Origin of the sequence: Serratia sp. CY44782 (assembly GCF_052168715.1) — a bacterium.
In the GTDB taxonomy this organism is placed as follows: Bacteria; Pseudomonadota; Gammaproteobacteria; order Enterobacterales; family Enterobacteriaceae; genus Serratia; species Serratia nevei.
In genome coordinates, this window is sequence record NZ_JBJNME010000009.1 from 217,930 (window position 1) to 238,506 (window position 20,577).

Sequence of the window (20,577 nt, forward strand, 5' to 3'; positions counted from 1 at the left end):
GAACTCGGGTTGCAGGAGCGCAGCAAGCTGCGCTCGGGTGTTCATCATCACGATTCTACTTGTGCATGGCGTTATACACAGCAACGGCCTCTTCTACAACCTCGCTTTCCGCCGGCAGGCCGGAAATTTGCGCCAGCGCGGCTTTCGGCCCGAGCGTGCTCAGCAATTCCGCCAATTCCAACGCCTGCGGATCCTGTTCGCTGCGGTAGCTCATGGCGGCGGCGATGCCCTGGATCAGGTTGGCGTGCGGCAGGCCGTATTCCAGCGTGCCCAGCAGCGGTTTGATCAGGCGATCGCCGGCGCTCAGTTTGCGCAGCGGCTGGCGGCCCACGCGCTCGACGTCGTCGTGCAGATAAGGGTTTTCGAAGCGGCCGAGGATTTTGTTGATGTAGACGGCGTGCTTGTCGGCGTCGAACCCGTAGCGCTTGATCAGCACCGCGCCGCTCTCTTCCATCGCCCCTTTCACCACGCGGCGGATCGCCGGGTCGAGAATGGCGTCACGAATGGTTTGCAGCCCGGCCTGTTGGCCGAGGTAGGCGGTGATGGCGTGACCGGTATTGAGGGTGAACAGCTTGCGCTCGACGAACGCCATCAGGTTATCAGTCAGCTCCATGCCGGCGATCGCCGGAGGCTGGCCTTTGAACTGGGTCTGATCGACGATCCATTCGCTGAAGGTTTCCACCGTCACTTCCAGCGGATCGCTGCTGTCCGCCGGCGGTACGATGCGGTCGACCGCCGAATCGACGAAGCCGACGTGCTGCTCAACCCATGCCTGCTCGTCCTGCGGCAGCGCGGCGAACACATGCTGCTTCAGCTGGCTGGTGCCGCGCACCATATTCTCGCAGGCGATGATGTTCAGCGGCTGCACATTGCCCTGCTGATGACGCAGCACCAGCCCTTTAGCGATCGTGCCGGCGATTTTGCCGAGAATTTGCGGGCCAACGGCGGTGGTCACCAGATCCGCCTCGGCGATCAGCGCCACTGCCGCCTCGCTGCCGCTGTTGACGGCGCTGACGTTGTTGACGTTCTCCACGCGTTCTTGCTCGCCCACCACGTGCACCGCGTAGCTTTTACGGCTGTTCAGCAAATCCAGCACCGTTTGATTGACGTCGGCGAAGGTCAGCTCAACCCCTGCGTCCGCCAGCAGCTTGCCGATAAAACCGCGGCCGATGTTCCCTGCGCCAAAATGTAATGCTTTCATAACTCTACCTTCTTAATGTCGAAGGGTGCAGCAAGCTGCACCCTTTAAAATGATTCTGTTATCCGGCTTTTTTGCCGCCGAGCAGGTCCAACACTTCCTGCACGCTGGTGGTATTCGCCAGCCGCTCGATCACGCTCTCGTCATCCAGCGCGTTGGTCAGGCTGGTGATCACCTGGATATGCTCGTTGTTGCGCGCAGCGATGCCGATCACCAGGCGGGCCACTTCATCCTCTTCCTCGCCGAAGCGCACGCCCTGCGGGTACTGGCAGAACACCACGCCGGTGCGCAGCACCCGGTCTTTGGCCTCGATGGTGCCGTGCGGCACGGCGATCGACTCGCCCAGGTAGGTGGAGGTGAGTTTCTCGCGCTCCAGCATCGCCGGCACGTACTCCGCCTCGACGTAGCCGCCTTTCACCAGCTGCTCGCCGGCGAAGCGGATCGCCTGCTCTTTGTCGCTGGCCTGCAGGTTGAGGAACACGTTGCTCTCGCTCAGCTTGAACAGGTTCGGCTCACCGGCTTCGAAACTGTCGTCCAGCGCGCCCAGCACCTTCTGCTGGTTGTCGGTGGTTTTGTTGGCCGCCAGCAAGCGGTCAACCAGATCGCTGTACAGCTTGCTGTCGAGGAAGTTGGTCAGCGAGATGTGCTGGGCCTGCGGCGCGTGGCGCATCGCGCGCTCGGTCAGATCGCGGTGGGTGATCACCAGATCCACGTCGTCCGGCAGGCTGTTGATGGCGCTGTTGGTCACCGAGATGTTCTTCAGCCCGGCGTCGGCCACTTTCTTGCGCAGCACCCCGGCGCCCATGGCGCTGGAGCCCATGCCCGCATCGCAGGCGACGATGATTTTGCGCACGGTGCTCAGATCGCCGTCGACCGATGCCGGCGCCGCTGCGCCGCCTTTGGACTGTGATTTCATCTCCTGCACGCGGCGGGTTGCGGCTTCCAGATCGTCATCCTCTTTCACCTTGGAGGTTTTCAGCAGGAAAGCGGACACCACGAAGGAGACGGCAAAGGCAGCGCACACTGCCGCAATGTTGGCGAAGTAGGCACCTTTCGGCGTCATCGCCAGCACCGCCAGGATCGAACCCGGAGAAGCCGGAGAAACCAGGCCGCCGTTCAGCATCGTCAGGGTGAAGACGCCGGTCATGCCGCCCAGGATCACCGCCAGCAGCAGGCGTGGGTTCATCAGCACGTAAGGGAAGTAGATTTCGTGGATGCCGCCCAGGAAGTGAATGATTGCCGCACCGCCGGCGGATTGCTTGGCGCTGCCGCGGCCGAAGAACATGTAGGCCATCAGTACGCCCATGCCCGGGCCTGGGTTGGCTTCAATCAGGAAGAACACCGACTTACCTGCTTCCGTAGCCTGCTGGATACCCAGCGGCGAGAAGATGCCGTGGTTGATGGCGTTATTCAGGAACAGGATTTTCGCCGGTTCAACGAAGATGGACGCCAATGGCAGCAGGTTGTTCGTCACCATGACGTGTACGCCCGCCGCCAGCAGCTTGGAAAGCACCTCCACCAGCGGCCCGATGCCGAGGAAGGCCAGGATCGCCAGCAGCATGCCGATGATGCCGGCGGAGAAGTTGTTCACCAGCATTTCAAAGCCGCTTTTGATCTTGCCGTCCACCCAGCGGTCAAAGTGCTTGATAGCCCAGCCGCCCAGCGGGCCGGCGATCATCGCGCCGAGGAACATCGGCATGTCGGCGCCGACGATGACGCCCATGGTGGTGATGGCGCCGACGACGCCGCCGCGATCGCCGCCCACCAGCCGCCCGCCGGTATAACCGATCAGCAGCGGCAGCAGGTAGGTGATCATCGGGCCGACCAGCTTGGCTAAGGTTTCATTCGGCAGCCAGCCGGTTGGAATGAATAGCGCGGTGATAATCCCCCAGGCGATAAAAGCGCCGATGTTGGGCATCACCATGTTGCTCAGGAAGCGGCCAAAGTTTTGTACTTTAACCTTGATGTCTGGTGAAAACATAAAACACACCCCTATTGTTACGCGCTGACAATAGAGCGCGTGATTATTGTTGTGACGATCCAGCCGTGTTGCCGCTGTATGCGAAACGGACTCTATCACGCTGTTTTTGTCACGCGAACTTCACGGATTTTTTGTGATACAAATCACATACAACACCCCAACAAACCACCCTTTATAGTGACAGAGATCACATTTATGGCGTGTAAAAAAAGCACAGTGAGAAAAAAACCGCCTTAAAACCCATCACAACGTGACATTTGTCACATTTTTAAATTGGTGGTTTGTTTTTAAATTGTGACAAACATCACAATTTATTTTTAGCTGCAGCGCCCGATCGCGACGCTCTGTTTGATCTTCCCTGTGAGCACTCATCCCGCCGGGAACTAGCGAAGTGATGAATGAAAGAAAACTACATTGCCGAATGAATGGATTAATTGAAGTGTAGTACAGAAGCCTGCGCAATAAACCAGCAAGCTATTGGAAACGCTGAGGGGAAATAAAACAGGCCGGCAATGCCGGCCTGCTGCGTGCGTGGAGGCGTTATTGCGTCACGCTTTGAATGGCTTTCTGCGCATTCACCAGGTTCTGCTGTTTGGCCACCAGATTCGACATCATGGTGTTGTACTGCGCCACCTGCTGTGCGGTACGGAACTGCACGCCGTTGTTGTTGAAGCTGACCTGATTGCCCTGGCTCTGCAGGAAATCACCAACCTGCACCAGATCCTGCACGAAGCTGGCAGTGGTCGGGATCGCCGGCATCAGGGCGTTGGCCGGTGCGGTGACAATCTTGTCATAGGCCTGGTTGTACACCGCCTTCAGATCGTCGGGCTGCTTCAGCGCCGCGCGGGCGGTATCCGCCTGTGATTTGGCAGACTGGATCTGCTGGCCCAGCAGGTTCAACGCCCCGACCGATTGCTGCAGCGCATCGCGTTTGTTCAGGTAATCCTGCGCGGTGCGGATCTGGTTAATCTGATCCAGCGCCGGCGTCAGGCTGGCGCCGACCGACTTGGACAACTGCTGAGAAAAACCGACCAAAATCGCGTAATCACCGGCATAGTTGCCGAACTTCTGCTTCTGATCTTCGCTCAGCGTGGGGATGTTCGCCCCGCTGCGCATCACGGTATTCTGTAAGTAGTCGATAAATGCTTTGCGCTGTTCCGGCTCTTTATCGCCGCAGGCGGTCAATTGCATGACCACCAACAATGCCAATACCGGTGCCAACCAACGCGCGAAACCTCTGCTCTGGATCCCTACCGCCATGTGACATAACTCCTGTTATAAACCTGCTTTTTCATTGGACTCCGCCCCTTTTTCCGCACTCCGTGCGCCTATAAGAATAGATCAACTGGCGGCGTTCCGATACGCGATTCCGCTTGCGATGAGCATTGCACCGGCCGGATGCGGTTGAAAATCGTGCGCAAAACGCACTGAGGTTCATTGCCGTCGGCGACCGGACGCTTCAATTTCCCCAAGTCGCCCCCCAAGTCGCCCCCCAAGTCGCCAGGCGACCTTGCCTTTGCGCCCAGGAAACGGAAATAAAAAAGGCGCCCGCAGGCGCCTTTTCACTGCAGAGAATCGCTTACTGCAGCACGGAGATGTCCGCCACCTGCAGGAACAGTTCGCGCAGCTTGCTCAGCAGCGTCAGGCGGTTCACGCGCACTTCCGCATCGTCCGCCATCACCATCACGTTATCGAAGAACGCATCCACCGGCTCGCGCAGCGCAGCCAGCTCCACCAGCGCTTCCTGGTAGTTGCCCGCCGCGAAGTACGGCTGCAGCTTGTCGCGCAGCACCACCAGATGAGTCGCCAGCTGGATCTCCGCCGCGTCCTTCAGCACCGAGGCGCGCACGCTGTCGTTCAGCGTTTCGGTAGACTTGGCCAAGATGTTGGAGACGCGTTTGTTGGCCGCTGCCAGCGCCGCCGCCGCTTCCAGCGTACGGAAGTGAGACACCGCCTTGACGCGTGCGTCGAAGTCGGCCGGCTTGGTCGGACGGCGCGCCAGCACCGCTTGAATGGTATCGACCGCGTGGCCTTCTTCCTGATACCAGGCGCGGAAGCGGCCCAGCATGAATTCCACCACCTCGTCGACCACCTTGGCGTTGGTCAGCTTGCTGCCGTACAGGCGCACGGCCTCTTCGGTCAGGGTCTGCAGATCCAGCGGCAGGTTTTTCTCGACGATGATGCGCAACACGCCCAGTGCGGCGCGGCGCAGCGCGAACGGGTCTTTATCGCCTTTCGGATGCTGCCCGATGCCGAAGATGCCGGCCAGGGTGTCCATCTTGTCGGCGATCGCCAGGGAACAGGCCACCAGCGACTGCGGCAGCGCATCGCCGGCGTAGCGCGGCTGATACTGCTCGTTCAGCGCAACGGCGACGTCTTCCGCCTCACCGTCGTGGCGCGCGTAGTGCATGCCCATCACGCCCTGGGTATCGGTGAATTCGAACACCATGTTGGTCATCAGGTCGCACTTCGACAGCAGGCCCGCGCGGGTGGCGTGGTTGACGTCGGCGCCAATCTGGCCGGCAACCCAGCCCGCCAGCGCCTGAATGCGGTCGGTTTTGTCGCGCAGGGTGCCCAGCTGCTGTTGGAACAGCACGGTTTCCAGGCGCGGCAGGTTGTCTTCCAGGCGTTTCTTGCGGTCGGTGTTGAAGAAGAACTCGGCGTCGGCCAGGCGCGGACGCACCACCTTCTCGTTACCGGAGATGATCTGTTGCGGGTCTTTCGACTCGATGTTGGCCACGAAGATAAAGTTCGGCAGCAGTTTGCCCGCGGCGTCATACACCGGGAAATACTTCTGGTCGCCCTTCATGGTGTACACCAGCGCTTCCGCCGGCACCGCCAGGAATTTCTCTTCGAATTTGGCGGTCAGCACCACCGGCCATTCCACCAGCGAGGCCACTTCTTCCAGCAGGCTGTCGCTCAAATCGGCCTTGCCGCCAATCTTCTGCGCCGCCAGCTCGGCATCGCGCTTGATGAGGGCTTTACGCGCTTCATAGTCGGCAACCACTTTGCCGCGCTCCAGCAGGATCTGCGGGTATTGGTCGGCGTTGTCGAGAGTGAACTCGGCTTCGCCCATGAAGCGGTGGCCGCGCACGGTGCGCGCAGAGTCGATGCCCAGCACGGTGCCTGGGATCAGATCGGCACCCAGCAGCATCGTGACGGTATGTACCGGACGCACGAACTGCACGTCGGAGTCGCCCCAACGCATCAGTTTCGGAATCGGCAGCTTAGCCAGCGCGGTGCTGACCATGCCGGCCAGCAGTTGCTGTGCCGACTGGCCTTTGACGTGGGCGCGATACATCAACCATTCGCCCTTGTCGGTCACCAGACGTTCAGCCTGATCAACGGTGATGCCACAGCCGCGCGCCCAACCTTCGGCCGCTTTGCTCGGTTTGCCTTCGGCGTCGAACGCCTGGGCGATCGCCGGGCCGCGTTTTTCAATTTCGCGATCGGCCTGCGCCGCGCTCAGGTTGGCCACTTTCAGCGCCAGGCGGCGCGGTGCGGCGAACCAGCTAACGTCACCGTGTTCCAGGCCGGCATTGTCCAGCTCGGCGGTGAAGTTGGCGGCGAAAGATTCCGCCAGGGAACGAAGAGCCTTCGGCGGCAGCTCTTCCGTGCCGATTTCCACCAGGAAAGTCTGTTGAGTCATGGCTGCCTCTTAGTTCTCGTTCTTCTTGTTGCACATCGGGAAGCCCAGCGCTTCGCGGGAAGCGTAGTAGGCTTCGGCAACGGCTTTGGTCAGCGTGCGGATGCGCAGAATGTAACGTTGGCGCTCGGTCACCGAAATCGCCTTGCGCGCGTCCAGCAGGTTGAAGGTATGGCCCGCCTTCAGGATGCGTTCGTAGGCCGGCAGTGGCAGCGGTTTTTCCAGCGCCAGCAGCGATTGAGCTTCTTTCTCGTACTGCTCGAAGCAGGAGAACAGGAAGTCGACGTCGGCGTATTCGAAGTTGTAGGTGGACTGCTCCACTTCGTTCTGGTGGAACACGTCGCCGTAGGTGGTAACGCCCAGCGGGCCGTTGCTCCACACCAGATCGTACACGCTGTCCACGCCCTGGATATACATCGCCAGACGCTCCAGACCGTAGGTGATCTCGCCGGTCACCGGCTTGCACTCCAGGCCACCGACCTGCTGGAAGTAGGTGAACTGCGTCACTTCCATGCCGTTCAGCCACACTTCCCAACCCAGGCCCCAGGCGCCGAGCGTCGGGTTTTCCCAGTTGTCTTCCACGAAGCGAATGTCGTGGATGGTCGGATCCAGACCCAGCTCTTTCAGCGAGCCCAGGTAGAGTTCCTGAATGTTGTCCGGCGATGGCTTAATCACCACCTGGAACTGATAGTAGTGCTGCAGACGGTTCGGGTTTTCGCCGTAGCGGCCGTCGGTCGGGCGGCGGGATGGCTGCACATAGGCGGCGGCCATCGGCTCCGGCCCCAGTGCGCGCAGGCACGTCATCGGGTGTGAGGTTCCCGCGCCGACTTCCATGTCCAATGGTTGAACGATGGTGCAGCCCTGGCGCGCCCAATAATCCTGCAGTGTCAGGATCAGGCCCTGGAAGGTCTTGGTATCAAACTTTTGCATGTTGAATTCGCACGCGATACAAGTGGATTTAGATGGAATGCGGCAGTATACCCTTTGACCGTAAGATATACAGCCAGAATCCGGCAACAAGTGCGAATCGGGGCGAGAAACGCTGGATTTTCACACGTCGGCCACAGTGGGAAGAGATGACGTTCCGGCCGGCTCCCGCTGTCCGCGAGCCGGCCGGAAAGGCGTGAACCGCCAAAATCATTAGAGTTATTTAACAAAAAGCCTCATTCTCCGCCGCTTAAATAGTCAATTAACTGAACGCTATTTCCCCTCCACCCACCCCAATTTATGCTGATTTAAGTACGAGCATCCTTATATTTCCCACAAGATAAAGTTGCGCCAATGTTATTTTTGTTAATTTTATCAACTAAAAAACTCCCCTCACCGAGAGATAATGTGATCAAGCGCCAGATTATTTCTTATTAACGTGAAAAATAAGGCGATACCGCGCGGCGGGACAACGTGCCGGGTGTGGAGGATGAAATACGGCACAAACGGGTCACAGAAACAAATTGACAGTTAATCTTTGGTTATACAATAATAAATAAAATTTTCCCTGGTGTTGGCCAAGTGGCTACCTGATCCTTTCATAGGATCAGTTTTTTTTTGTATTTCCGCCAACGTCATTGCGGCCCGCATAATTCCCCCCAGGCCGCCCTCCGCTTAAATCCCTTATCAGGCCTTATGGCTTTATCCTGCGCCACCGTACGCACCGGCGGCCAACTCAGAAACGCGCGCTGACGCCGACGTTATACATAAACTGCTCGCCGCTGCTCAGCCCGCCGGTTTGCGAGACGGTAGCAAAGGCCGATACCCTGTCCGTCAACGGCATGTTGGCCCCCAGCGTAATATCCACCCAGTTTTTGTCCTGGCCCGCACTGTCGCGGGTGAACGAGGTCTGCGTCGATTTCAGACCGCCGCCGGCGCGGTAAACGTCGTCGCCGAACTGATGCTGATAACTCACTTCCGCATAAGGGTTAAACACGCCGAATTGCGTATCCAGCCGCCAACCCAACGCGCCAATCTGCGAGTGGTAAGTTTGATCGTTGAAGCGCATGGCGGTGCTGTCATCGCCATCTTCGCTGTAGCCGGATACGCGGCTGTAATCCCAGGCGAACTGCGCGACCGGCCCGGTGGTCAGGTAAGAAGTAATCGGGAAGTCATAGCCGGCGGTCACGCGTGCGCCCCACTGCTTACCGGTGGTCGAACCGGTTTCGGTGCGCGTCAGCGGCCCCAGCTGCATGCTGCGGCGGATGTCGTCATAATCCATCGTCGCATAGTGCAGATCGGCGTTGACCCAGCCATGCTCGAATAGCGCCAGCGAACTGAAGGCCGACAGCAGCAGCCCGCGCGCCTTGTAATCAAAGCGGCTGGAAGGATGCTGATCGTCGTTGGAACCGGCGATCAACGCGCCGATTAACCAACCGTCGGTCAGCTGATAGTCCACGCCGACGGTCAGGTTGTGGGTAGTGGCATTGCCGTCCCCCGCCGCCCGGTTATCGGCATAGTCGTAGTGCTGGCCGGCGTAGCCGCCGAACACGCCCAGCGATCCCTGCGGGTTGTCGCCGTTGCGCAGCTGCTGGAAGCGACTGTCGAGCGTGGCGCGACTGTCGCGCGCCATCGCCGCGGTCGCCTGATTCAGCGCCACCACCTGCGCCGGGCCATCCAACACCGCCTGGATATAATCCGCAATCAGCAGGTGCGCCTGCGGGCTGGGGTGGAAATGGTCGGAGAACAGATAGGACTGGCTGGCGTCGAAGCCGGGCATATCGGAACGGCAAACCGCCGAGGAAACGCCCGGCGGGCAAGCCATACCGGCGGTGTTGGCGAAGCCGAACTGCGCCGGATTGGCGATCGCTTCGGCGAACAGCTTGTTGACGTCCACCCGCACGATATTGCCGCCGCCCTGCGCCAGCAGACGGTCTTCACTTTGATTATAGAAATCGGTCAGCTGGGCGGCCTGCGCGCTCAGGCTGTCATACGCCGCGATAAGCTGCGCGGCGATCGCCTGCTGCACCTGAGGAATGGCGCTGCCCTGCTTCGCCGCGGCGGCCAACGCCGCGTGGATCGCCTGCGTGCGTGAGGCGTTGTCCGGCGTCGCCACCGAATTAAGCGTGGTATAGGCCGCCTGGATCGCCGCTCCCTGCACCGGTGACAACGCCTGTTGAATGATCAATTCCATCAGCTGCGGCGTGGAGCCAATGTTCGGCACCGTCGGCACAATCACCGTGCCGGCGCCGGCGTTCAGCAGCGAATGCACCTGCGCAGCGGCGGCCGCAGCGCTGTTATAGGCCACGCCGGGCGCGGTAGCGGCATTCAGCGCCGCCGCCGCCAGATCGTTGCCGCCGATCCAATGAATATACAGCCCGTCGCCGTCGGCCTGGCCGTTGACCCGGTTCAGGTAGCGCTGCACCTGATCCTGGGTGTTGTCGACCGGGTTCAGGCCCGGCACCGCCACGGCGCCGCCGGCGGCGTAGTTTTCACCGCCGTTGTCCGAAGCCACCAGCGCCGCCCCGATGCGTTGCGCCAACGCTTCGTCGTACAGCAAGTGCTGGCTGCCGTCATAGGTGAACCGGCCGTTGTTGCCGGTATCGCTCAGGCTGTCGCCAAAGACGTACAGTTGATCGTACGCCTGAGCCGGAAGGGTCACACTGCAAAGTAGCGCCACTGCAAGCGCCGCCGGGCGGGGCATGCACGTTATTTTTAGAGGCATGAATCGACTCCTGAGAGCCTGCAAATGAAGGCAATGTCGTTTTTATCGTTGACCGGTTTTCCACCGGCCATGTAGTAACTATTGTCGGCTTTTTCGTCACGTCAAGCGGGCTGATGACAAAACAATCAGGGGCTTGCCAAGTTCGGCGCTACGAGCGATGATTACTGTTCATAAACACAGCATAAGGACAGTCAGGATGGCAGACGAACGTTGCGGTTGGGTGACGGCCGATCCGTTGTATCTCGAGTATCACGACAAGGAATGGGGCGCGCCCACCACCGATGCGCGCGAGCTGTTTGAAATGCTGTGTCTGGAGGGGCAACAGGCCGGCCTTTCCTGGATCACCGTCCTGAAAAAGCGCGAAAATTACCGTCGCGCTTTCCACGGCTTCGATCCGCAGCGGGTCGCCGCAATGACCGAGCAGGACGTGGAAAATCTGCTGCAGGACAGCGGTATCATCCGCCATCGCGGCAAGATAGAAGCCATCATCATCAACGCCAAAGCCTATCTGGCGATGGAGGCGGCCGGCGAGGATTTCGTCGCCTTCATTTGGGACTTCGTCGGCGGCCGGCCGCAGCTCAACCGCTGGCAGGCGCTGAACCAGGTGCCGGCCAAAACCGAACAGTCCGACGCCATGTCCAAAGCGCTGAAAAAGCGCGGCTTCAAATTTATCGGCTCCACCATTTGTTACGCCTTCATGCAGGCCAGCGGGCTGGTGAACGATCATCTCACGGGGTGCATGTGCTACCCAAAGCCACGGTGATCCGCCCCTGCGGCCCGGAGGATATCGAACGGCTGATGGCGCTGTGGCTGCCCAGCACCATCGCCGCCCATCCGTTCGTGGCGGAAAAGTACTGGCGTGAGAGCGCTGCACTGGTGCGGGAAAACTACCTGCCGCGCGCGCAGAGCTGGGCCTGCTGGCATCACGACGAGATCGTCGGCTTTATCAGCGTGCTGGACGAGCAGTTCATCGGCGCGCTGTTTGTCGATCGGGCGTTTCACGGCCGCGGCGTCGCCCAGGCGCTGATGACGCACGTGCAGCAGCGCTACCGCCGGCTCAGCCTGGAGGTGTACCAGCAGAACCTGCGTGCCTGCGCGTTCTATCACAAGCACGGCTTTCAGGTGGCGCAGCGCCTGTTCAATGAAGAAACCCAGGCCTATACGCTGATCATGAACTGGTCGGCAGTCGAAAGTTCAACCCATTAGGCTTAAAAAAGGCGCATCCGCACCCCGGATGCGCGCAATTAGGAATCCGCTGCATGGCGCCGCCCGGCGTTTTGCCGCATAACTCTCCCCAGCACTTCCCCGCGCTCATCATTTGTCACGTTTTTCTCCGGAACTGCCGGCGAGTCAACGCGTCATAGTAGCGCGGTGACGCGGGCCCCACCTGCGTCGCCTATTTTTTGCGCCCCCGTTTTGGGCAGGCGCGTACAGATTTTGATGCCATTAAGGACAAGAACATGAAAAAACGCATTGCAATTATTGCCGGTGCAGTGAGCGTAGCGCTCACGCTGTCGGCCTGTACCACTAACCCATACACCGGCGAATCCGAAGTCGGCAAATCCGGCATCGGCGCAGGCCTCGGGGCCGCACTGGGCGCCGGTGTCGGCGTGCTGTCCTCTTCCAAGAAAGATCGCGGCAAGGGCGCGCTGATCGGCGCGGCGGCCGGTGCGGCACTGGGCGGCGGCGCAGGTTATTACATGGACGTGCAGGAAGCCAAACTGCGCGACAAGATGAAAGGCACCGGCGTCAGCGTCACCCGCCAGGGCGACAACATCGTGCTGAACATGCCGAACAACGTGACCTTCGACAGCAGCAGCGCCACGCTGAAACCGGCGGGCGCCAACACCCTGACCGGCGTCGCCATGGTGCTGAAAGAGTACCCGAAAACCGCGGTCAACGTTGTCGGCTACACCGACAGCACCGGCTCCCGCTCGCTCAACATGAACCTGTCGCAGCAGCGCGCCGACGGCGTAGCCAGCGCGCTGATCACCCAGGGCGTGGCGGCAAACCGTATCCGCACCACCGGTGCCGGCCCGGACAACCCGATCGCCTCCAACAGCACAGCGGAAGGCAAGGCGCAAAACCGCCGCGTCGAGATCACCCTCAGCCCGCTGCAGTAATCCCGTGCGGGGCGCGCAACCGGCGCCCCGCCGCCTCCCTGCGATTTTCTCCTTACCCTTCAATACTCCCGCCCGTACATCGGGTATGGTAGTCTCCTTGGCAATTAACCGCAGGAGGGATCGGCTGTGAGCACTGTCAAGGCAACGCGCGCCTCAGGACGCGCCACCATCAGCGATGTGGCCAGCATCGCCAAAACCGGCAAGACCAGCGTGTCGCGCTATCTGAATGGTGAACAACACCTGCTTTCCGACGATCTCAAACAGCGCATCGAACAGGCGATCCGGCAACTCGACTACCGGCCAAGCCAGATGGCGCGCAGTCTGAAGGGCGGCCAGACCCGCCTGATCGGTCTGATCCTCGCCGATATCACCAACCCCTATTCGGTGGACGTGATGCGCGGCATCGAGGCCGCCTGCCGCCAGCACGGCTTTACCCTGCTGGTGTGTAACACCAACAACGAAGTCAATCAGGAACAGCACTATCTGCAGCTGCTCAGCAGTTACCGGGTGGAAGGCATCGTGGTCAACGCGGTCGGCATGCGCGAGGAAGCGTTATCCACGCTGCAACAGTCGATGCTGCCGATGGTACTGATCGACCGCAAAATCCCCGACTTCGCCTGCGACGTGGTGGGCCTGAACAACCGCGAAGCCGCCACCGTCGCCACCGAACACCTGCTGCAACAAGGTTTCGAAGCGATCCTGTTCCTCAGCGAGCCGCTCGGTACGGTCAATACCCGTCTCGAACGCCTGCACGCTTTCAGACACACCATGGCGCAGCACCCCACGCTGTTGGCGGAGCAGGCCGAAACGCCGCTCAACGATAGGCAGAAGCTGGAGCAAGTGCTGAGCGATTTCAGCGGCCGCCATCGCGGCATGCGCAAGGCGGTGATCTCCGCCAACGGCGCCCTGACGCTGCAGGTGGCGCGCGCCATGCGCCGGCTCGGCATTCAGTGGGGCAACGACATCGGCCTGCTGGGCTTCGACGAGCTGGAGTGGGCGGAGCTGGCGGGCGTCGGCATCACCACGCTGAAACAGCCCACCTACCAAATGGGGCATGCGGCGCTGGAGCGGCTGGTGCAGCGCATTCAGGGCCTGGCCGCCCCCAGCGGCGAGCAGATGTTCTCCGGCGAGCTGATCGTCCGCGGCTCCACCACCCGCTAACCCGCCTTCTCCGGGGCCGTTGCCCGCCCCGCCCTCATCGGCTGTTTTTTGCTCAGCTTCGTGATTGCGATCATATTTTTACACTCTGTCGCTTTTCGCTGGAACCGGTTCCATTTAACGTACCGGTAACAGCAGCGGCGGCGACAGTGCCGCCTCAGGAGTCAAAATGAAAACAGAAATCATCGTGGTCACCGGCGCCTACGGCACCGATACCGTCAAACAACACGGCGGCCAGCGCGCGCTGTTGCCCATCATCGCCGGCGCGGGCGCCGACGGGGTGGAGATCCGCCGCGAACTGTTCGCCGCCGGCGAACTGGACAGCCTGCCGGCCCTCGCGCAAGAGATCGAACGCCAACAGCTGTTCGCCGTCTACTCGGCTCCCGAGGCGCTGTTCACCCCGCAACATACGCTGAACCCCAACCTGCCTGCACTGCTGGCGGAAGCGCAGGCGCTGAACGCGCGCCAGCTGAAGCTTTCCCTCGGCCATTTCCGCCCTGGCTTCGATTTTACCGAGCTGAAAGTGGCGCTGGAGCAGCACCCGGTCAAACTGGTGGTCGAAAACGATCAGACGCCGGACTGCGGCATTTTGTCGATGCTGAACGCCTTTTTCCACGCGGCGGAAGATAGCCACCTGCCGGTCAGCATGACCTTCGATATGGCCAACTGGCTGTGGGTGGGGCAAGACGCCTTCGCCGCCGCCGAACGCCTGGCCCGCCACGTCGGTTACGTGCACGTCAAAGCCGCCACCCAAGGCCCGCGCGGCTGGCGCGCCGTCGCGCTGGACGATACCGACGGCAGCTGGCGCGATCTGCTGGCCCGCCTGCCGCACGATGCGCCGCGCGGCATCGAATTCCCGTTGCAGGGCGATGATCTGGAAGCCGTCACCCGCCATTACGTCAATATCTTGCGTGCGGAGTAACCCCATGATGACAACGTTAACGGCAACGACGGCGCAGCAGGCGCCCCTGGATGTGGTCACGCTGGGCGAAGCCATGGCGATGTTCGTGGCGGCGCAAACCGGCGATTTGGCGGAGGTGGAAACCTTCACCAAACGCATCGCCGGCGCCGAATTGAACGTGGCGATCGGCCTGGCGCGTCTGGGCATGAACGTCGGCTGGGTCAGCCGCGTCGGCAACGATTCGTTCGGCCGCTTCACCCTGCAGCAGCTGAAAAAAGAAGGCATCAACTACCGGCAGGTGACGGTCGACGGCCACTATCCCACCGGTTTTCAGGTGAAATCCAAAACCACCGATGGTACCGATCCCAGCGTGGAATACTTTCGCAAAGGCTCGGCGGCCAGCCACCTGTCGGCCGCCGATTTCAACCCTGAGTATTTCGGTTCCGCACGCCACCTGCACCTGAGCGGCGTAGCAGCGGCGCTATCCAGCCAGTCGCTGGCGCTTTGCCACCATGCGGCGCGCGAGATGCGCGCCATGGGCAAAACCATTTCGTTCGACCCCAACCTGCGTCCGGTGCTGTGGCCTAGCCGCGAGGTGATGATCGAGCAGCTGAACCAGCTGGCATTCGCCGCCGACTGGGTGCTGCCGGGGCTGAAAGAGGGGCAGATCCTCACCGGCCAATCGACGCCGGAAGGCATCGCCGATTTCTATCTGGAACGCGGCGTGCAGGCGGTGATCATCAAAACCGGCCCGGACGGCGCCTGGTTTAAAACCGCCGCCGGCGACAAGGCGGCAGTGGCCGCAGTGAAGGTCGACAACGTGGTGGATACCGTCGGTGCCGGTGATGGCTTTGCCGTCGGCACCCTCAGCGCCCTGCTGGAAGGAAAAACGCTGATACAGGCGGTGCAGCGCGGCAACAAAATCGGCTCGCTGGCGATCCAGGCCATCGGCGACAGCGAAGGCCTGCCAACCCGCGCGGCGCTGGCCGAATAACAATAAAAAAAACGACTTCTCCGCATGACGTCAGCCTCTGGCCCTACAACCGGGACGCGTCGGGAGAGCATCTGCCCCTTCGTCTTGCATGCCCAGCGTGCCGGGCGAAGGGGATGCAACACCACTGAAGGATACTGAACATGAACAAAGCGACTGTCGCGGCCAAACGCTGGTGGTACATCATGCCCATCGTGTTTATCACCTACAGCCTGGCCTATCTCGATCGCGCCAACTTCAGCTTCGCCTCTGCCGCCGGCATCAATGAAGATCTCGGCATCACCAAAGGCATGGCCTCGCTGCTGGGGGCGCTGTTTTTCCTCGGTTATTTCTTCTTCCAAATTCCCGGCGCCATCTACGCCGAACGCCGCAGCGTCAAAAAACTGATCTTCTGGTGCCTGATCCTGTGGGGCGGGTGCGCCTCGCTGACCGGCGTGGTCAGCAATATCCCGATGTTGGCCGCCATCCGCTTTATCCTCGGCGTGGTGGAAGCGGCGGTGATGCCGGCGATGCTGATCTACATTAGCAACTGGTTCACCAAATCGGAGCGCTCACGCGCCAATACCTTCCTGATCCTCGGCAACCCGGTGACGGTGCTGTGGATGTCGGTGGTGTCCGGCTACCTGATCCACGCCTTCGGCTGGCGTGAAATGTTCATCATCGAGGGCATTCCGGCGGTTATCTGGGCGTTCTGCTGGTGGGTGCTGGCGAAAGACAAACCGGCGCAGGCCGGCTGGCTGAGCGCCGAGGAGAAGCAGGCGTTGCAACAGCAACTGGACGAAGAGCAGAAAGGCATCAAGGCCGTGCGCAACTACGGCGAAGCCTTCCGTTCGCGCAACGTGATCCTGCTGTGCGTGCAGTACTTCGCCTGGAGCATCGGCGTGTACGGCTTCGTGCTGTGGCTGCCTTCTATCCTGCGCAGCGGCATGCAGATGGGCATGGTGGAAGCCGGCTGGCTGTCGGCGGTGCCTTACCTGGCGGCGACCATCGCCATGATCGTGGTCTCCTGGGCATCGGACAAAATGCAAAACCGCAAGCTGTTCGTCTGGCCGCTGCTACTGATCGGCGCGCTGGCGTTCTTCGGCTCTTACGCCGTGGGCACCAACCACTTCTGGATCTCCTACGGCCTGCTGGTGGTCGCCGGCGCCGCGATGTACGCCCCCTACGGGCCGTTCTTCGCCATCATTCCGGAAATGCTGCCGAAAAACGTCGCCGGGGGCGCCATGGCGCTGATCAACAGCATGGGCGCGCTGGGGTCGTTCTTCGGTTCGTGGTTCGTCGGCTATCTGAATGGCGCCACCGGCAGCCCGGCGGCCTCTTACATGTTTATGGCCATCGCACTGGTGGTGGCGGTGGTGCTGACGCTGATCGTCAAACCCGCCCGCAACGAGATCCAGCCGCAATTGGCTTGATCCGGTTATACTTTTTATCTGTTAACCCAACCGGGGGGGCGCCATGCCCCCTTTGGCCCAGCTGGAGTTCGTGATGAAGCCTTCTATCGTATTGTACAAAAGCCTGCCTGCCGATCTGCGTGAACGTCTGGAGCAGCACTTCACCGTGCACGCCTTCAACGGCCTGCAGCCGGAGAACCGCGACGACCTGCGCCAGGCGCTGCAGCAGGCCGAAGGGATCATCGGTTCCGGCGGTAAAATTGACGAAGCCTTCCTGCAGCAGGCGCCCAAACTGCGCGCGGCCTCGACCGTTTCCGTCGGCTACGACAACTTCGACGTCGAGGCGCTCAACGCCCATAACGTGCTGCTGATGCACACCCCGACGGTGCTGACCGAAACCGTCGCCGACACCATCATGAGCCTGGTGCTGGCGACCGCGCGCCGGGTGGTGGAAGTGGCCGAGCGGGTGAAGGCCGGCGAATGGCGCGGCAGCATCGGGCCGGACTGGTTCGGCGTCGACGTGCACCATAAAACCATCGGTATCCTCGGCATGGGGCGCATCGGCCTGGCGCTGGCGCAGCGCGCGCATTTCGGTTTCGGCATGCCGGTGCTGTACAACGCCCGCCGCACGCATGAAGAGGCGGAACAGCGCTTCAACGCGCGCCGCTGCGATCTGGACACCCTGCTGGCCGAGTCGGATTTCGTTTGCATCACGCTGCCGCTGACCGAACAAACCTTCCACATGATCGGCCGCGAACAGCTGGCGAAAATGAAGAAAAGCGGCATTCTGATCAACGCTGGCCGCGGGCCGGTGGTGGATGAGCAGGCGCTGATCGAAGCGCTGCAAAACGGCGTGATCCACGCCGCCGGGTTGGACGTGTTCGAGAAAGAGCCGCTGCCGACCAACTCGCCGCTGCTCAGCATGCCGAACGTGGTGGCGTTGCCGCATATCGGCTCCGCCACCCATGAAACGCGCTACGGCATGGCCGCCTGCGCGGTGGATAATTTGATCGCCGCGTTGACCGGCACGGTGAAAGAAAACTGCGTCAACCCGCAGCTGTTGCGGAAATAACTCAGCGCGGCCGGTGGTCTGAGGATAACCGGCCGTGTTGCTCTTCCTGCTGCGGTGCGAACAGCGCCTGCAGCTGATGTTCTTCGGCGAAGTGCTGCAATTCGGCATCCTGAATTGCCTGAACGATCTCTTCTCGCCAGTTTTTGTCCGTCATCGCTAACCTCCTTTGATGTTCATCGTTTAATCTGCCGCAGCGCGCGCGCAAAGCCAAGCCGAATCAATCCGAAAACGCTCCGCCCTTCCTCTCCTCCCCGAAAAACCCCCGCAGGGAGGAGGCCATTTTTCCACCGTTTGCCACACTGGGCGCTACCCTGCGGAAAAACGCTTCCTGCAGCGCGTAAGGAGAGCCATGAAACTGTTACCCCTGCCCTTGTTGATGCTGCTGTCGCCTTCGGCGCTGGCCGGCTGGACGCTGCCGGGCTTCCCGGCCTTCGACGAAACGGCCGCCGGGCTGTTCGCCAGCCAGGCCGCGCTGCCCAAAGGCCAGCTGCCGCTGCGGCTGTATCAGGATAACCATTGCTGGCAGCCGGCCGAGGCGGTGAAGCTTAACCAGACGCTGTCGCTGCAGCCCTGCGGCACTCATCCGCCGGTCAGCTGGCGGCAGTTCCGCGCCGGCGACTATCAGGTGCGCATCGACACCCGCAGCGGCACGCCGACGCTGCAGCTCAGCCTGCGTAGCGCACCAGAAAGCACCACCGTTGCCGTCCGCAGCTGCCCGCGCTGGGACGGTAAGCCGGTCACGGTCGACGTCGCCTCCACCTTCGCCGAAGGCGAAACGCTGCGCGATTTCTATTCCGGCCAAACGGCGCAGGTGAGCCAGGGGAAAATCACGCTGCAGCCCGCCGCCGCCAGCGGCGGCCTGTTGCTGCTGGAATCCGCCGCCACGGCGAAACCGGCGGCATTCAGCTGGCATAACGCCACGGTCTACTTCGTGCTGACCGATCGCTTTGAGAACGGTAATCCCGCCAATGACCACAGCTACGGGCGCCGCAGCGACGACCTGCAGGAAATAGGCACCTTTCACGGCGGCGATCTAGCCGGCCTGACGCAAAAACTGGATTATCTGCAGCAGCTGGGCGTCAACGCCTTGTGGATCAGCTCGCCGCTGGAGCAGATCCACGGCTGGGTTGGCGGCGGCACCAAAGGCGATTTTCCGCATTACGCCTATCACGGCTATTACGCGCTGGATTGGACTCGCCTCGACGCCAACATGGGCACCGAACAGGAGCTGCGCACGCTGGTCGAGCAGGCGCATCGGCGCGGCATTCGCATTCTGTTCGACGTGGTGGTGAATCATGTCGGTTACGCCACGCTGGCGGATATGCAGACGTTCCACTTCGGCTCGCTGTATCTGCAGGGTACAGAGGTGGAGAAAACCCTGGGGAAAAACTGGAGCGACTGGCGCCCCGGGCCGGGGCAAAACTGGCACAGCTTCAACGACTACATCAACTTCAGCGACAAAGCGGGCTGGCGCCAATGGTGGGGGAAAAACTGGATCCGCACCGACATCGGCGACTATGACTCACCGGGCTATGACGACCTGACGATGTCGCTGGCCTTCCTGCCGGACATCAAAACCGAAGCGCCAGGCGCCAGCGGCCTGCCGCTGTTCTATCGCCACAAACCCGACACCGCCGCGCGCGACATTCCCGGCGCCGCTACCCGCGATTACCTGACCGTCTGGCTCAGCCAGTGGGTGCGCGATTACGGCATCGACGGTTTTCGCGTCGATACCGCCAAGCACGTGGAAAAACCGACGCTGGCGCTGTTGAAGCAGCGCGCCACGGCGGCATTGGCGGCGTGGAAAGCGGAGCATCCGCAGCAGGCGCTGGATGACGCGCCGTTTTGGATGACCGGCGAGGCCTGGGGACACGGGGTGATGAAAAGCGACTATTACCAAAACGGCTTCGACGCGATGATCAACTTCGATTTCCAGGACCAGGCGGCGCAGGCATTGGGCTGCTTTGCCGACATCGACGCCACCTACCGGCAGATGGCCGAGCGGCTGCAGGATTTCAACGTGCTGAGCTACCTCTCTTCGCACGACACCCGGCTGTTCTTCGCCAGCGACGCCAAAGGCTCGCTGCCGCTGCAACAGCGGGCGGCGAACCTGCTGTTGCTGGCGCCGGGCGCGGTGCAGATTTACTACGGCGATGAAAGCGGCCGCCCGCTCGGCCCAACCGGTTCCGATCCGCTGCAGGGTACCCGCTCCGACATGAACTGGCGTGAGCTGCTGGGGGAAAAAGCCCCGCTGCTGGCCCACTGGCAACGGTTGGGGCAGTTCCGCGCTCGCCATCCGGCGATCGGCGGCGGCGCGCAAACCCCGCAGCCGCACGCCGCCTACTACGCCTTCAGCCGACGGCTCGGCGACGATAAGGTGATGGTGGTGTGGTCCGGCGAACGGTCACAATAATCCAGCGCAATATGCTACCAATCGGCCAATGGGCGAAATTTGTGCCCATTG

Annotated in this window: 16 protein-coding genes; 9 read left to right on the forward strand and 7 right to left on the reverse strand. The window is 61.3% G+C overall.

Annotated elements, in window-relative coordinates; all coding sequences use genetic code 11:
- Window positions 1-55: 55 nt before the first annotated feature.
- The 6 genes from ACJ8HT_RS18540 to ACJ8HT_RS18565 all read right to left on the reverse strand — a co-directional run bounded on the left by ACJ8HT_RS18540 (window position 56) and on the right by ACJ8HT_RS18565 (window position 10,477).
- Window positions 56-1,201 carry a mannitol-1-phosphate 5-dehydrogenase gene (locus ACJ8HT_RS18540; RefSeq protein ID WP_197653166.1) on the reverse strand — a complete coding sequence of 382 codons (1,146 nt, stop codon included), beginning with the start codon at window positions 1,199-1,201 and terminating at the stop codon, window positions 56-58.
- A gap of 58 nt (window positions 1,202-1,259) precedes the next feature.
- Window positions 1,260-3,179 (reverse strand): PTS mannitol transporter subunit IICBA, encoded by a 1,920-nt coding sequence (locus ACJ8HT_RS18545; RefSeq protein WP_194571995.1) that lies wholly within the window; start codon window positions 3,177-3,179, stop codon window positions 1,260-1,262.
- A gap of 540 nt (window positions 3,180-3,719) precedes the next feature.
- Entirely contained in the window at window positions 3,720-4,439 is a 720-nt protein-coding gene (locus ACJ8HT_RS18550; RefSeq protein WP_016929578.1) for a DUF3053 domain-containing protein, read from the reverse strand.
- Between the two features lie 319 nt (window positions 4,440-4,758).
- On the reverse strand, window positions 4,759-6,828 hold the full coding sequence (gene glyS / locus ACJ8HT_RS18555) for a glycine--tRNA ligase subunit beta (RefSeq protein WP_038875981.1): 2,070 nt from the start codon (window positions 6,826-6,828) through the stop codon (window positions 4,759-4,761).
- Window positions 6,829-6,837: 9 nt separating this feature from the next.
- On the reverse strand, window positions 6,838-7,755 hold the full coding sequence (gene glyQ / locus ACJ8HT_RS18560) for a glycine--tRNA ligase subunit alpha (protein WP_004933966.1): 918 nt from the start codon (window positions 7,753-7,755) through the stop codon (window positions 6,838-6,840).
- 733 nt (window positions 7,756-8,488) lie between these two features.
- Window positions 8,489-10,477 carry an autotransporter outer membrane beta-barrel domain-containing protein gene (locus tag ACJ8HT_RS18565; RefSeq protein ID WP_197653167.1) on the reverse strand — a complete coding sequence of 663 codons (1,989 nt, stop codon included), beginning with the start codon at window positions 10,475-10,477 and terminating at the stop codon, window positions 8,489-8,491.
- A 196-nt stretch (window positions 10,478-10,673) separates the two neighbouring features.
- Here ACJ8HT_RS18565 and ACJ8HT_RS18570 point away from each other — a divergent pair, with 196 nt between their 5' ends.
- The 8 genes from ACJ8HT_RS18570 (at window position 10,674) to ghrB (ending at window position 18,113) form a co-directional block, all read left to right on the forward strand.
- Window positions 10,674-11,240: a DNA-3-methyladenine glycosylase I gene (locus ACJ8HT_RS18570; protein ID WP_197653168.1), complete on the forward strand. Its 567-nt coding sequence runs from the start codon at window positions 10,674-10,676 to the stop codon at window positions 11,238-11,240.
- A complete protein-coding gene (locus tag ACJ8HT_RS18575) occupies window positions 11,237-11,683 on the forward strand; it encodes an N-acetyltransferase (protein WP_197653180.1) in 447 nt (148 codons plus the stop codon). The genes ACJ8HT_RS18570 and ACJ8HT_RS18575 overlap by 4 nt, the downstream gene beginning before the upstream one ends.
- A gap of 254 nt (window positions 11,684-11,937) precedes the next feature.
- Window positions 11,938-12,600 (forward strand): OmpA family lipoprotein, encoded by a 663-nt coding sequence (locus ACJ8HT_RS18580; protein ID WP_016929583.1) that lies wholly within the window; start codon window positions 11,938-11,940, stop codon window positions 12,598-12,600.
- A 126-nt stretch (window positions 12,601-12,726) separates the two neighbouring features.
- Entirely contained in the window at window positions 12,727-13,761 is a 1,035-nt protein-coding gene (locus ACJ8HT_RS18585; RefSeq protein WP_038875990.1) for a LacI family DNA-binding transcriptional regulator, read from the forward strand.
- A 166-nt stretch (window positions 13,762-13,927) separates the two neighbouring features.
- A complete protein-coding gene (locus ACJ8HT_RS18590; RefSeq protein WP_049200595.1) occupies window positions 13,928-14,680 on the forward strand; it encodes a sugar phosphate isomerase/epimerase family protein in 753 nt (250 codons plus the stop codon).
- A gap of 7 nt (window positions 14,681-14,687) precedes the next feature.
- The gene (locus tag ACJ8HT_RS18595) at window positions 14,688-15,653 is read left to right on the forward strand and encodes a sugar kinase (protein WP_197653181.1); all 966 of its coding nucleotides are present in this window, start codon (window positions 14,688-14,690) and stop codon (window positions 15,651-15,653) included.
- A 140-nt stretch (window positions 15,654-15,793) separates the two neighbouring features.
- The gene (locus tag ACJ8HT_RS18600; RefSeq protein WP_055317378.1) at window positions 15,794-17,062 is read left to right on the forward strand and encodes an MFS transporter; all 1,269 of its coding nucleotides are present in this window, start codon (window positions 15,794-15,796) and stop codon (window positions 17,060-17,062) included.
- Between the two features lie 73 nt (window positions 17,063-17,135).
- Complete coding sequence (gene ghrB / locus ACJ8HT_RS18605) at window positions 17,136-18,113, forward strand: glyoxylate/hydroxypyruvate reductase GhrB (protein ID WP_197653182.1); 978 nt, start codon at window positions 17,136-17,138, stop codon at window positions 18,111-18,113.
- 1 nt (window position 18,114) lies between these two features.
- Here the strand turns inward: ghrB and ACJ8HT_RS18610 are convergent, their stop codons facing one another.
- Window positions 18,115-18,267, reverse strand: a complete 153-nt coding sequence (locus ACJ8HT_RS18610) for a hypothetical protein (RefSeq protein WP_162837931.1) — start codon at window positions 18,265-18,267, stop codon at window positions 18,115-18,117.
- A gap of 195 nt (window positions 18,268-18,462) precedes the next feature.
- Here ACJ8HT_RS18610 and ACJ8HT_RS18615 point away from each other — a divergent pair, with 195 nt between their 5' ends.
- Complete coding sequence (locus ACJ8HT_RS18615) at window positions 18,463-20,526, forward strand: alpha-amylase (protein ID WP_197653169.1); 2,064 nt, start codon at window positions 18,463-18,465, stop codon at window positions 20,524-20,526.
- Window positions 20,527-20,577: the final 51 nt, after the last annotated feature.